At 70.7% G+C, this 12,061-nt stretch carries 15 protein-coding genes; 4 read left to right on the forward strand and 11 right to left on the reverse strand.

Annotation, left to right across the window (positions count from 1 at the left end; genetic code table 11):
• Positions 1 to 144: 144 nt before the first annotated feature.
• The gene (locus ACIOHC_RS36520; RefSeq protein ID WP_351079869.1) at positions 145 to 1,146 is read left to right on the forward strand and encodes a DUF6745 domain-containing protein; all 1,002 of its coding nucleotides are present in this window, start codon (positions 145 to 147) and stop codon (positions 1,144 to 1,146) included.
• A 31-nt stretch (positions 1,147 to 1,177) separates the two neighbouring features.
• Here ACIOHC_RS36520 and ACIOHC_RS36525 read toward each other — a convergent pair whose 3' ends face one another.
• Positions 1,178 to 2,023, reverse strand: coding sequence for a serine hydrolase domain-containing protein (locus ACIOHC_RS36525; RefSeq protein ID WP_401845901.1), 846 nt, complete (start codon positions 2,021 to 2,023; stop codon positions 1,178 to 1,180).
• On the opposite strand from ACIOHC_RS36525, the gene ACIOHC_RS36530 reads away from it, so the two are divergent.
• Complete coding sequence (locus tag ACIOHC_RS36530) at positions 2,016 to 2,279, forward strand: hypothetical protein (RefSeq protein ID WP_351079866.1); 264 nt, start codon at positions 2,016 to 2,018, stop codon at positions 2,277 to 2,279. The two genes, ACIOHC_RS36525 and ACIOHC_RS36530, sit on opposite strands and share 8 nt — an antisense overlap.
• A gap of 22 nt (positions 2,280 to 2,301) precedes the next feature.
• Here the strand turns inward: ACIOHC_RS36530 and ACIOHC_RS36535 are convergent, their stop codons facing one another.
• The 4 genes from ACIOHC_RS36535 to ACIOHC_RS36550 all read right to left on the reverse strand — a co-directional run bounded on the left by ACIOHC_RS36535 (position 2,302) and on the right by ACIOHC_RS36550 (position 6,660).
• Entirely contained in the window at positions 2,302 to 2,913 is a 612-nt protein-coding gene (locus ACIOHC_RS36535; protein ID WP_351079864.1) for a TetR/AcrR family transcriptional regulator, read from the reverse strand.
• Positions 2,914 to 3,121: 208 nt separating this feature from the next.
• On the reverse strand, positions 3,122 to 4,342 hold the full coding sequence (locus tag ACIOHC_RS36540; protein WP_351079862.1) for a Glu/Leu/Phe/Val dehydrogenase dimerization domain-containing protein: 1,221 nt from the start codon (positions 4,340 to 4,342) through the stop codon (positions 3,122 to 3,124).
• The gene (locus tag ACIOHC_RS36545) at positions 4,339 to 5,964 is read right to left on the reverse strand and encodes a thiamine pyrophosphate-dependent enzyme (protein WP_351079861.1); all 1,626 of its coding nucleotides are present in this window, start codon (positions 5,962 to 5,964) and stop codon (positions 4,339 to 4,341) included. The genes ACIOHC_RS36540 and ACIOHC_RS36545 overlap by 4 nt, the downstream gene beginning before the upstream one ends.
• Before the next feature lie 111 nt (positions 5,965 to 6,075).
• Entirely contained in the window at positions 6,076 to 6,660 is a 585-nt protein-coding gene (locus ACIOHC_RS36550; protein WP_351079859.1) for a carboxymuconolactone decarboxylase family protein, read from the reverse strand.
• Positions 6,661 to 6,819: 159 nt separating this feature from the next.
• Between ACIOHC_RS36550 and ACIOHC_RS36555 the strand changes: the two genes are divergently transcribed.
• Positions 6,820 to 7,260 carry a PPOX class F420-dependent oxidoreductase gene (locus ACIOHC_RS36555; protein WP_365690732.1) on the forward strand — a complete coding sequence of 147 codons (441 nt, stop codon included), beginning with the start codon at positions 6,820 to 6,822 and terminating at the stop codon, positions 7,258 to 7,260.
• A gap of 99 nt (positions 7,261 to 7,359) precedes the next feature.
• Positions 7,360 to 8,559, forward strand: a complete 1,200-nt coding sequence (locus ACIOHC_RS36560) for an MBL fold metallo-hydrolase (RefSeq protein WP_365690731.1) — start codon at positions 7,360 to 7,362, stop codon at positions 8,557 to 8,559.
• Positions 8,560 to 8,953: 394 nt separating this feature from the next.
• Here ACIOHC_RS36560 and ACIOHC_RS36565 read toward each other — a convergent pair whose 3' ends face one another.
• The 6 genes from ACIOHC_RS36565 to ACIOHC_RS36590 form a co-directional block, all read right to left on the reverse strand.
• Positions 8,954 to 9,076: a hypothetical protein gene (locus ACIOHC_RS36565; protein ID WP_365690729.1), complete on the reverse strand. Its 123-nt coding sequence runs from the start codon at positions 9,074 to 9,076 to the stop codon at positions 8,954 to 8,956.
• A gap of 88 nt (positions 9,077 to 9,164) precedes the next feature.
• Positions 9,165 to 9,599, reverse strand: coding sequence for an ester cyclase (locus ACIOHC_RS36570; protein WP_401845904.1), 435 nt, complete (start codon positions 9,597 to 9,599; stop codon positions 9,165 to 9,167).
• Between the two features lie 60 nt (positions 9,600 to 9,659).
• Entirely contained in the window at positions 9,660 to 10,139 is a 480-nt protein-coding gene (locus ACIOHC_RS36575) for a dinucleotide-binding protein (protein ID WP_401845907.1), read from the reverse strand.
• A gap of 190 nt (positions 10,140 to 10,329) precedes the next feature.
• Positions 10,330 to 10,539 (reverse strand): hypothetical protein, encoded by a 210-nt coding sequence (locus ACIOHC_RS36580; protein WP_401845909.1) that lies wholly within the window; start codon positions 10,537 to 10,539, stop codon positions 10,330 to 10,332.
• An 83-nt stretch (positions 10,540 to 10,622) separates the two neighbouring features.
• Positions 10,623 to 11,576, reverse strand: a complete 954-nt coding sequence (locus ACIOHC_RS36585) for a DUF5996 family protein (protein WP_401845911.1) — start codon at positions 11,574 to 11,576, stop codon at positions 10,623 to 10,625.
• 226 nt (positions 11,577 to 11,802) lie between these two features.
• Positions 11,803 to 12,021: a hypothetical protein gene (locus ACIOHC_RS36590; protein ID WP_351079845.1), complete on the reverse strand. Its 219-nt coding sequence runs from the start codon at positions 12,019 to 12,021 to the stop codon at positions 11,803 to 11,805.
• Between the last annotated feature and the right edge of the window lie 40 nt (positions 12,022 to 12,061).

The following is a 12,061-nucleotide window of genomic DNA, read 5'->3' on the forward strand; positions in this document are numbered from 1 at the left end:
GAATCGGGGAAGCACCTCGGTGACGGGCGCTCACCCGATCACGCCTCGGCGACGGGGCGCATCCGATCAGTGAAGCGCGCAGTACAGAAGACAGCACACCGAATACCGCATACGAACTCAGGATTCAGGGGACGGGGAAGACCGATGCAGTACGTGGACTCATGGCGGGCCGTGGCAGCGGCGACCGGCGGTGCGGACCGGGCCGCCGCCGAGGACGGGCTGCGGCTCGCCTACCGCAGCGCGGGACTGGCGGAGCCGGAGCGGTTCGTCTGGGTGGATTCGCCGAGGGCCGCCGTGGAGGCCGTCGGGAAGCTCGTCGACGCCGGAAAGTCGGTGCGTGACGAGGTACGGACCCGGCCCTGGGCGCAGGAGCGGCGCCGGATGTACGACGAGCTGGGCCCGGCCGGCTGGTCCGCCCTGTGGTCGGCCACGGGGGCACAGCTGTGGGAGACCACGGTCGCGCTCGCCGACCGGATCAGGGCCGGTGTCGTCGCCGACCTCGCGGAGCGTCCCGAGGACGAGTCCGCTGTCCGGCTGGTGCTGCTGGACGCGGTCCTGGGCCAGCACGACGCGGCCTGGCTCGCCGCGTTCGACGGCCGGGGCGAGCGGCTGAACGGCCTGGCCGAGGTGGCCAGACATGCGGGCTGGTGGTGGCCCTACGAGCGCGTCGTGGTGATCAGTGAGCGCCCGGAAGCACTCCACCGGGACGAGGCGGGCCGGCTCGACCGCGGGGACGGCCCGGCGCTCGCCTACCGCGACGGCTTCGCGCTCCACGCATGGCGCGGCATGCCCGTGCCCGCCGAATTCCTCGCGGAACTGAACTCCCTGACCCCCGAACGGATACGTGAGGAGGAGAACGCGGAACTGCGCCGCGTGATGCTGGAGTTCTACGGTTACGACCGCTATCTCAGCGAGTCGGGCGCCGAGCCGGTCCACCGGGACGAGACGGGCGTCCTGTGGCGGATCGCGCTGGACGGCGACGAGGACGTGGTGATGGTCGAAGTGGTCAACTCCACCCCGGAGCCGGACGGCACCAGCCGCACCTACTGGCTGCGGGTACCGCCCGCCACGAGGACCGCGAAGGAGGGGGTGGCCTGGACGTTCGGGCTCCAGGGGGATGCATACGCACCCCTGCGCCAGACCTGACCGCCGGAGGTCCGAGCGTACGGCGTGCCTTTCAAACGCCGGCGCCGAGGTGGGTGCCGATCCGGATGAAGGCCTGGACCAGCGGCGCCGGGGGGACGGACGGTGACATGACCTGGGACGCGAAGTGCACGATGACCAGGTCCAGTTCGGGAGAGATGAACAGGAGCTGTCCGTGGATGCCACTGGCCATGAAGGACTGGTAGGGGTCGTTCAGGATCCACCAGAAGTCGTGATAGGAGAGCGTCGCGGGCGAGCTCGGGGGCGCCGCCGGGAAGCGGACACGCCGGGGGTAGCCGTCCGGGGTGCCGGTGGCGATCGGCCTGGCGATGCCCTCGGGCACGATCTGCCGGTCACCGATGGCGCCGCCGCAGCGGATCATCTCGCCGAGCCGGGCCACATCACGTGCGGTGGCGCTGAAGCCGCCGCACGCGGCGTCGGCTCCCTCGGAGTCGAGGATGCAGTAGGCGTCCTCCTCCGCCCCGATGCGGGACCAGATCACCTCGCTGAGCAGCGCCGACGTGCTGATGCCGGTGACCCGGCGGAGGGTCTCCGCGAGGGCCTCGACGTTGCCGTTCTCGTAGCGGAATTCCGTCCCCGGTCTGCCGGTGGCCCGAGCTGTGGCGAGATGCTCGCGGATGCTGGTGGGGCCGCTGTAGCCGTAGGGGCGCAACTGCGGGGCGAGAATGGCGAAGTACCGCTGGGCTTCTGTCGCCTTGTCGTACGGCCGACCGGCGTAGCTCATCAAGGTGCTCATGTGCAGCAGGTCGTCGACCCGGGCGTCCCCGAATGCCGTTCCGGCGAGTTCGGGGACGTAACGGGACACCAGGGCGTCGCGGTCGAGCAGCCCCTGGTCGGCGAGCGCGGAAGTCGTGCCCACCCGTCAACGAGGCGCGCTCTTCGGTGTCGTCGCGGCCACCGGCACACGGCCCGGCCTCGTAGCCCCCTTCCTCACGGGCCGCATCATCGACACCGCGGGCTCGGAGTCGGTCGGCTACCTCATTGCCTTCCTCATGGCAGCCGCGGTCATGGTCGCCGCCGGGGTCTTCGCGTTCGTTGCCATTCGCCCCGAACACGACGCCGAACGGTTGGGCATCCACCACCAGGACCGCCGGACAGCCGACACGCCCGGATGAACCACCGAGACGGGGAAGCGTCTCAGGTCGTCAGCGCCGCCCGGTCGATGCCGAGTTCACGAGCGAGGGCCTCGTCGGTCCAGGCCAGCATCGTGGCCCGGGAGAGCGGACCCGCGTACGAGATCATCTGCACGGCCAGGCCGTCCAGCAGAGCGGTCAGTCGCCAGGCCACGGACATCGGGTCGTCGCACTGGAACTCGCCGGCCGCGGCGCCCTCTTCGATGACCTCGGCCAGCTCCGCCTTCCACTGCTGGTCGAGATCACCGGCCACATTGCGCAGCGCCGGATCGCGCAGCGAGGCGGCCCAGCCCTCGATCCACAGCCGCCAGCCCTTGGCCTGGCCCGTCGGCGCGTACCAGCGGACAGCGGTGCGCAGGCGTCGCACCGCGCTGGTACGGCGGCTCAGCAGCTTGCGCAGATGGGCGAGATCGGCCTCGGCGGCATGCGCGAAGGCGGCCGCGACCAGCTTTTCCTTGGTCGAGAAGTGGTACAGCACCAGTGCGTTGCTCACGCCGAGCACAGCGGCCACATCGGCGATCCGTACCGCCGCGACCCCCCGCACCTCGATCTGTTCGACGGCAGCGCGCAGGAGTTCCTCGCGCCGCTCCGCCACGCTCAACCGCACTCTTGCCACGGCGTCACCCTAACGAATGCGCGCCCGGGAGGCAGTCCGGGGGCGGAGCCGCACGGAAGATGCGCCCGGCAGACCGGACGCCCGGAGTGCCCGCGCCGGCGGCCCGGGATGCCGGCACGGGCAGTCGTACCCGCCCGCCAGGCGCGCTTCCATGCACCGAACACGTCGGCCTGTGGCCGGAAAGGATCCGGCCACAGGCCGATCGGGTTCAGCGGTACCAGCCGAATCGTTCCGCCATGACCGGCAGCCGGTCGGCGACGATGGCATGGGCGGCGGCCCGCGGGGTGCTGCCGTCGGCCTCCGCGCGGTCCAGTATCCGTTCGATCAGGGCCCGCATCGAGCGGCGGGTGTGCCCGAACGCCTCGTCGGCGTCGGCGCCGATGTCACCGAACAGGGTCCACCACCACCAGGCGTTCGTACCGGAGTTGACGACCACATCGGGCAGTACCGTGATCCCGCGCGCCGCCAGCATCGTCTCCGCCTCGGTGAGCACCGGCATGTTCGCCGCCTCGACGACCCAACGGGCCCGGATCCGGGACTGGTTGGTGGCGTCGATCGCGTACGAGACCGCCGCCGGGACCAGTAGCTCGGCATCCTGCGCGAGCCAGGCGTCCGCGGGCAGCTCCCGGTCGTCGTCCCGGAGCGCGCCGCGGTCCACCGTCCCGTACCCGTCCCGGGCGGCCAGCAGCGCCTCGACATCGAGGCCGGCCGGATTGGCGATCGTGCCCTTGATGTCGGCCACGGCGACCACGGCCAGCCCGGCCCGTGACAGGAACCGGGCCGTCGCCCCGCCCATGGTGCCGAACCCCTGTACGGAGACCCTCGCCTCCCTGTACGCGACGCCCGCCCGGTCCAGCGCCGCGAGCGCCGACTCGGCGACCCCGCAGCCGCCGACCAGTTCGTCGAGCCCGATGCCGTCCACCTCGACGGCGAACGCGTCGGCGAGCCGTCGGCGGGCCGCCGTCTCGTCGTCGAGCAGTGGGTAGACGGCCTGGACCGAGGAGACGAGCCCGGCCTCGGCCGCCGCCCGGTCCACGGTGTCCTGGGTGAGCCCCAGGTCCTCGCCGGTCGTCCACACGTTCTCGATGTACGGGCGCACCGCCCGCAGATAGCGCACCAGAACGCCGTACGCCTCGGGGTCACGGGGATCGCAGTCGATGCCGCCCTTCGCGCCGCCGAGCGGTATGTAACGGGCCCCCATGTCGTCGACATCGAAGTGGAGGGCCTCCTTCATCGTCATGCCGCGGGCCAGCCCGACCACCTCGTCGAGCGTGCAGCCCGCCCGCATCCGCAGCCCGCCGCTGGAGACCCCGCGCACCAGCCGGTCGACGACCAGATGGCCCTGACGGCCGGTGACGTGATCGGTCCACGTGAGCGAGATCAGCGGGGCGGGCGGGGTGGTGGCGCGGGACACCGGAGGTGTCGTCATCGGGGGGTCTCCTCGGTCACAGCGATCACGGTGGGCCCAGGGGTCCTCAGGGCCCGGGACAGGGTGCGGGCGAGCGCCTCGGGGGTGTCGGCACGGGCGCCGTGGCCGCCGTACGCCCGCGCCAGCGCGGGCAGGTCGACCGACGGCAGATCGACGCCCATGGGGGTGTCGCCGCGCGCCGCCATCTCGTCGCGGATCTCCCCGTAGCCCCCGTTGTCGAACACCACCACCGGCAGCGGCAGCCGCAGCTGGGCGGCCGTGGCGAGCTCCTGGACGGAGAACTGCAGCCCGCCGTCCCCGCTGAGTGCCACGACCTGCCGGCCGGGGTACGCCGTCTTCGCGCCGATCGCCGCGGGCAGCGCGTAGCCGAGCGTGCCGAAGCCGGTCGGGTGCAGATAGCGCCCGCGCGGGCCGACCGGCAGATGGGGCAGCGCGCCGTAGTAGCAGCACTGTGCACTGTCCGAGGTCCAGATGGTGTCGGCGGCCGACACGGCCCGCGCGGCTCGCAGATACGGTACCCAGCGGACGTCGCGCTGCGCGGTTTCGGCATCCCGCGCGGCACGCAGCTCACGTACCGCGGCGGAACTCTCCCGCATCTCCGGGCTGCCGGTACCCGGCTGCGTCAGCTCGTCGCGCAGCGCCTCCAGCGTGGGGTGCGCCGCGCCGACCAGCGCCAGACCGGCGGGCAGTCCCGCGTACATCTGGGCGGGGTCGATGTCGACCCGGATCAGCGTGCCGCCCAGTGACGGCGGCGCGGACCACAGGTCGGACTCGGCCAGCTCGGTGCCGACCGCGAGGACGGCGTCGCAGCCCGCCAGCCACTTCTGTACGGAGGGGCTGTGCAGTGACACCCCGAGCGAGAGCGGGTGCGTCTCGTCGACGATCCCCTTGCCGTTGGCGGTGGTGACGACCGGGGCGGCCAGCGCCTCGGCGAGCGCCAGGCACCCGGCGGACGCGGACCGCGCCCCTCCGCCCAGGACCAGTGCGGGCCGCCGGGCCGCACGCAGGACCTCGGCCGCGTCCCGGAGCGCGGATCCGGCCGGGACCGGGGCGGACAGCGGTGGCGTGAGCCGCACCGGTCCCACGGGCCCCGCCGTCTCCAGCAGATCCAGCGGCACCTCGACATGGACCGGACGCGGGCGTCCCGAACGGAACAGGGTGAACGCCCGCGCCACCGCGGAGCCGATCTCCTCGATCGTCGACACCCGGTGGCTGAACGCCGCGACCGCACGCAGTGCCTCGGACTGGCTTCGCATCTCGTGCAGCAGACCGGTCGGCTGACGCGGGTGGCGCAACGGCATCCCGGGGGACACGACCAGCAGCGGCACGCTGTCCGAATACGCCTGTCCCACCGCGGCCGTGATGTTGAGAAGCGCCGGTCCGGTGGTGGTGATCGCCACGCCGGGCCGCTGGGTGACCCGTGCGTACGCGTCCGCCGCGTATCCCGCGCCCTGTTCGTGCCGGGGCGTGACATGAGCGATCCCGTACTGCGTCAGATGCCGGTAGATCTCCAGGTTGTGCGTTCCCGGAATCCCGAACGCCGTGGTGACCCCGTGGGCCACCAGGGCGCGGACCACGGCCTCGCCACCGGTCGGCGACGCGCTTCTCGGCTGCCCGGCCACCCGGCCTCCCTCCACTGACAGGTCGGTGCCGACCAATCGATTTACTGAACCATCGGTCAGTATTGGGAGGCGGGAGCGCTCGTGTCAATGCAGCTTGTGCTGAATCGTCGTTCAGTGGCCGGGCCGCGTCGGTCGGCTCGTGGGGGGTTCCGCCTCGCACCGGTCCTTGAAGCCCTGGCTGGTCAGTCCGAGGGCGGAGTTGGTGCGCGAGCGCATGTTCTCCAGCGCGACCATGGTCGTGAGCTCGACGAGCGCCGCCTCACCGAGCGCGGTCCGCAGCCGCTCCACCAGCTCGTCCCCGACCTCGGGCGGAGTGAGGCTCATCGCTTCCGCGTAGGCCATGACGTCGCGCTCCAGCGAGGTGTACGCCTCGCTCTCGCGCCACACCGGCACGTCACGCAGCTTGCGCGGATCCATGCCGTGGCGGTGGTTCTCCCAATGGCCGAAGTCCATGCACCAGCTGCATCCGACGGTGGCCGCGGACGTCATGACGGCCAGCGCCTTGAGCTGCGGGTCCAGCTTCTTCCAGCGGCCCACCGCCAATTCGAACCGGCTTCCGGCCCACAGCACCCCGGTGTGATGGGCACTGACCCGTACGGGATCGATGACCTTGCCGTACGTACGGTTCGAGTACCACGACACGGCGCGGAACAGGAGGGTGCGGGGCGGGTCGAGCGAGATGCGGGCGTTCGTCATGACCGGTCTCCTTCAGTACGGCTCCGATGCCGTCCGGCGGCCCCGAGGGACGGCATCGGCGGCTGTGTTCACGGATGGGACGGACGGGGCAGCCCCGGATGTGACATGGAGTGCGGCCGGATGCGGAATCCTCTGGCAAGTACGGACGTTGGATTCGGCATGACGGGAATCGACGCACAGCAGGACGCGCTGCTCGGGCTGCTCGGCGAGGAGAGCGGCGGCGTGCTCGTGACGCTCAGGCGCGACGGCAGACCCCAGCTGTCCAATGTCAAACACTTCTACTGTCCCGAGGAGCGCGTCGTCCGTGTCTCGATCACCGAGGACCGGGCGAAGACGAAGAACCTCCGCCGCGACCCGCGGGCGAGCTACCACGTCACCAGTGCGGACCGCTGGGCCTGGACGGTCGTGGACGGCGCGGCCGAACTGTCCCCGGTCGCGGCCGACCCGCACGATGCCACGGTGGAGGGACTGATCACGCTCTACCGCGACGTCCAGGGCGAACACCCCGACTGGGACGACTACCGCGCGGCGATGGTCCGGGACCGGCGTGTGGTGCTGCGGCTGCACATCGAGCGCGCGTACGGGCAGCCGCGTGGCTGACGGCGTCCGGTCCGGCCGTCCGTCCGCCGGCCGCTTCGCACTCGCACCGTCATACCCCCCACCCATAATGAGACGACACCGACTCCCTCAGGAGATGATGTGACCGGCGCCGACCCCTTGCTCCCGCTCCGCACCCGACTGCGTTCGCTGCGCCCCGCCGCATTCGGCGCCGATCCGGCGGATGCCCGTATGGAGCGCATCCGCCGCTCACCCAACTTCGCCGACGGTGTCTTCCAGAACCCGGTGGGGGCGCGGACCAGGCCGTCCGGATCGACTCTGGAGTTCGCGAAGGTCTACTTCCGCAAGGAGGAGCGGGTGCGCCGGGCGCCGGTCGGCACGGTGCCCGTCCACGCCACCACGTACGCCGACCTCGCCGAGCCGCCCGCCACCGGGCTGCGGCTCACCTGGATGGGCCATTCCAGCGTGCTCGCCGAGATCGACGGCCGACGGGTGCTCTTCGACCCGGTGTGGGGCGAGCGCTGCTCGCCCTTCGCCTTCGCCGGGCCCAAACGGCTGCACCCCGTCCCCCTGCCCATCGCCGCGCTCGGCCCGTTGGACGCCGTGGTGATCTCCCACGACCACTACGACCACCTGGATCTGCCGACGATCCGGACCCTCGCGGGCACGGACACGGTGTTCGCCGTCCCGCTGGGCGTCGGCGCACATCTGGAGCGGTGGGGCGTACCCGCCGACCGGATGCGTGAGCTGGACTGGAACGAGACCACCGAGATCGCCGGGATCAGTCTCACCGCCACCCCGGCCCGGCACTTCTGCGGCCGCGGCCTGCGCAACCAGCAGCACACGCTCTGGGCGTCCTGGGTCGTCGCGGGGCCCGAGCACCGGATCTACCACAGCGGTGACACCGGGTACTTCCCCGGCTTCAAGGACATCGGCGCCGAACACGGCCCGTTCGACGCCACGATGATCCAGATCGGCGCGTACTCCGAGTACTGGCCGGACATCCATATGACGCCTGCCGAAGGCATGCGGGCCCATCTGGATCTCCAGGGCGGCGAGCCGCTCGGTGCGATGCTCCCGATCCACTGGGCCACCTTCAACCTCGCTCCGCACCCGTGGGCAGAGCCCGGCGAGTGGACGAAGGATGCCGCCGAGGAAGCCGGGCAGCCGGCCGCGTTTCCCCGGCCGGGCGAGCCCTTCGAGCCCGCAGGAACGCTTCCCCTCGATCCCTGGTGGCGGGCCGTGGCTGCCCCGATCGCGCACCCCTGGCGCCGCAGCGCGGCAACGGACGTTGCTCAGGATCAGGGCAATCGCGATCTTGATCTTGCGGGTGAGCGGTGACTCGGGTCGGGGCAGGGGTGAAAGCCTGAACGCAATGACGCAGTCGTTCGCCGAGCTGACGGACGCCGAACAGAGGCGGGCGATCCAGGTGTTCGACGGTCCCACTCGACGGGGGAGGGGAGGACTGCTGAGGCATGGCAGTACATCCCACTGCCCCCTCCACGAATGCCATCCGGCAGTCGAGACGCGGATCGTCGAGTCCTGACACCGAGGACCCACCCTTCCGGCCAGAACGGCGGGGTGAGGCTTCCGTATTTCTGACGTGACTCTGTCGGGGTTCTTGGATGGTCGGGCTCAGCTACCGAGGGTTCGCCAGGACGTGGGTCGGGGATCTTGTTCTGGTCCAGGAAGGTCTGGAGGACGGTCGGCGGTCTCGGTGAAGAAGCTTCCTCTGTCACTGACCGGCCGCCACCGGACCAGGCACGGGCAGCGGACGGATATGCACGGCCACGAGGACGGCGTAGGTGAACGTGAAGCCGTCGAAGAGGGCCGCCCCGCCCGGACCGTCGGCCGTCACCAAAACCCCGCCGATTGAACCGCGCCGCCGATCGGCGGCCACCGTGGGGGTCTGCCGGGCCGGATTCTCGTACGGGGAGGCCGAGCACCTATACGGCAGCAGGCAGCGCGCCGAGCTGCTGCATCAGCGAGAACAGGTTCGCGACGCCCCAGTGCTCGGTGATCTTCCCGTCGCGTACCCTCATGGCGTCCACGGTTTCGAAGCTGATCTGCTTGCCGGTGGGCGCGATGCCGAAGAACTCGCCCTTGTGGGTGCCGTGATACGTCTTGTACGTGGTGACGAGGTCGCCGTCGGCGGACTGCCAGTGGATGACGGCGTGGAAGTCGGGGAAGGCTTCGCGGAGCACCTGGTACAGCCGGCGTGCGCCCGCCTTGTCGGCCGTACGTCCCGGTTGCGGTGTGTGGTCGAGGAAGTCGTCGGCGAACAGTTCGTCGAAGAGGGCGAAGTCCCCGCCACCCTGTACCTCCTCGGTGTTGCGACGGACGATCGCCTTGGCGGCCTCGCTCGGACTGTTCTCGTTCATGGGATTCCTTCGTGGAAGGTGCGGTCGGTCGGTTCGGCTCGCACAGGTCTTGAACAGGTGTCAGATCACCGGGGTCGGGCCGTCGTCGACGACGAGGGCGGTTCCGGTCCCGTAGCTCGTCAGATCCGATCCGAGGTACGCCATGGCGCCACCGATCTCGGACGCCTGCCCCAGTCGCCGTCCGCCGCGCGGGCGAACGCGCTGCGCCTGGATCTGGTCAGAGATCGCGGCGAAGTCGTCGAGAACGACTTCGCGGTCGGTCCGCCGACGATCGATTTCATCTGGTGGGGCAGCGAGGGGAAGGAGTCGTCCCGCGGTCCGTAGAGGTTGCAGGCGTCGATGGTCACCTGTCCGGCCAGCCCCGACACCCGCGCCAGCGCATCGGCGACCGCCGATGCCCGGCACCGCGACCACCAGGACGTCGGCACCGGCCGCGTCACCGCCGTCGCGGCCAAGACCGGTCACCCAGTGGCCAGCCTTCTCCCACAGACCGGCCAGGCCGCCTCCGACGCGTCCTCGCCCCACAACGATGATCTTCATCCCGACTCCTCACGCAGGTCTGCCACAGCCGACACTCGCAGCGGCGTCGACCGACTCGCGTCGGTGACGGTCGCCTGTGCGCCGGGGTCACGCAGGGTCTGCTTGACGGCGCCATCCAGTGCGGCGCCGCGCGGCGCGTGCGGGCACTGCGCCCATGATCAGCTACGTGAGGGAACGGACGGAGGAACGGTCAGCCCGTGTCGCGTGGGAGTGAGGCGAGGGGCCGGTCGAAGAGTACGCCCAGCGTTTCGACCTCGTCGTGGGAGAGCGGGTCGAAGAAGTAGCGGCGGACGGTCTCGACGTGCTGCGGCGCGGCGGCCTCGATCGCGGCCCGGCCCTGGGCGGTCATGCGCACCATCGAGCCGCGGGCGTCGTCCTCGCGCGGCTCGCGGGCAACCATGCCGCGCGTCTCCATGCGGCTGACCTGATGCGACAGCCGGCTTCGTTCCCAGCCCAGTTCCGAGTCGGGAATCTCGACGTGAGTCAGCCGTGCTGGTGCTGGAAGAGCGCGGGCGGTGTCCTGCTCATGTACCAACCCTCGACGCGGGGTCCGACGAGGTCGGACGGCCAGCCTGCCGTCTCGACGGCGGCTTCGTAGACTGCGTCACCGAACGCCACAATGGCCTGGTGCGGGTCCGCTGTCTGCCTGAGCTCGGCCCACGGCAGACGAACCAGACCGGCGTCGGGATGCCAGGCGGCGCCCTCAACACCCCAGGACCGGCCCTCAAGACCGTCCGGCTGGGGCCAGATGTACGCGTACATGCCGACGTTCGGGGCCTTGGCGTCCCCGAAGGAGAATCCCACCGACACGTACGCGTCGAGCTGGGCGTTCTGCATGAACGGCGGCTGGTGGGACGGCGGCACGGTGGGCTGCGCCCGGAAGCGGGTGGCGGACAGGTCGAAGCCGCCCCACATCACACCGACCCGGGGGCGGTGTCCCAGGAAGGGGGCCTGCCACGCCTCGAGCCCGTCAGCGGCGAGGTTCAACGCCGTCCAGATCAGCCGGGCCGCGTGGCCATCCCAGATGCGTTCGACGTGATCGTCCTCGAAGCGCGGCGGGGCATCAGGAATCTCGCAGATCAACGAGGTGCGCGGTCGGTGTATGCCGAGCTCGTCCGCCGCATCGCAGAAGGACGCATAGAACATGGCGACCGACCCCTTGGACAACGGCACCGTTCGCGAACCGTTGTCGGCCTCGATGACCACGTCACCGTCGAGCAGGCTGTGATGCACCGCGAAGGTCACGCCCCGCTGCCGAAGGGTCGGCGTACTGAGTCCCCGGGGGGTGACATTGAGGACGATGTTTCCCCAGCCGACTTCGAAGGGCTCGTCGAGGGTGTACTTGCCCGCGACCTGTACCACCCGGTTCACGTAGTCGACCATCGGCGCCAGGTCCTCATGGACCAGCGTCGGCCACGTATTGAGACGTTCGCTCACAGAGAGCCTCCCAGCGTGTCGATGGGATCAGCGGCAGGGAACGTCGGGTGCCGGGCCCGCTCCGGTACCCAATTCTCACACGCAGGTCAGAGTCCTGCCCGTTCGGTGGCGCCGGGCGTCCGACGCTCCGGGCCGGCAGCCGCGCCCCCAGCCGCAGCGGTGAGCGTCGTGGCGGCGGATGGTGGCGCGGCTCGAGGCGCTGCCCGGTCGCAGCGGTTTGCGCACTTCAGACCGACCCCGAGAGCGTGCGGTGCTCGGGACCGGGCACCGAATACGTGGCGAAGAAGTCGGCCGGCTCCGCGACGGCGGGCACGACGTAGTCGTCCTTGTCGTAGAGGTCGTTGTGCACAGCGCCGTCGATTCGGAGCAGTTCCTTCGGTCCGTGCGCCTGCTGGTACGCCTCCACGCTCATCCAGGAGGTCACGGCCTCACGCCCGACGATCATCAACAGGGGACGTGGAGCGATCAGTTCGACGGAACGGAAG

The organism is Streptomyces sp. NPDC088252, from assembly GCF_044740965.1.
Taxonomy (GTDB): Bacteria; Actinomycetota; Actinomycetes; order Streptomycetales; family Streptomycetaceae; genus Streptomyces.

Coding starts and splice junctions, on each gene's coding strand:
- ACIOHC_RS36520 (WP_351079869.1), top strand. CDS start 145: ATGCAGTACGTGGACTCATGGCGGGCCGTGGCAGCGGCGACCGGCGGT.
- ACIOHC_RS36540 (WP_351079862.1), bottom strand. CDS start 4,342: ATGACGACACCTCCGGTGTCCCGCGCCACCACCCCGCCCGCCCCGCTG.
- ACIOHC_RS36550 (WP_351079859.1), bottom strand. CDS start 6,660: ATGACGAACGCCCGCATCTCGCTCGACCCGCCCCGCACCCTCCTGTTC.
- ACIOHC_RS36555 (WP_365690732.1), top strand. CDS start 6,820: ATGACGGGAATCGACGCACAGCAGGACGCGCTGCTCGGGCTGCTCGGC.
- ACIOHC_RS36570 (WP_401845904.1), bottom strand. CDS start 9,599: ATGAACGAGAACAGTCCGAGCGAGGCCGCCAAGGCGATCGTCCGTCGC.
- ACIOHC_RS36575 (WP_401845907.1), bottom strand. CDS start 10,139: ATGAAGATCATCGTTGTGGGGCGAGGACGCGTCGGAGGCGGCCTGGCC.
- ACIOHC_RS36580 (WP_401845909.1), bottom strand. CDS start 10,539: ATGGTTGCCCGCGAGCCGCGCGAGGACGACGCCCGCGGCTCGATGGTG.
- ACIOHC_RS36590 (WP_351079845.1), bottom strand. CDS start 12,021: ATGATCGTCGGGCGTGAGGCCGTGACCTCCTGGATGAGCGTGGAGGCG.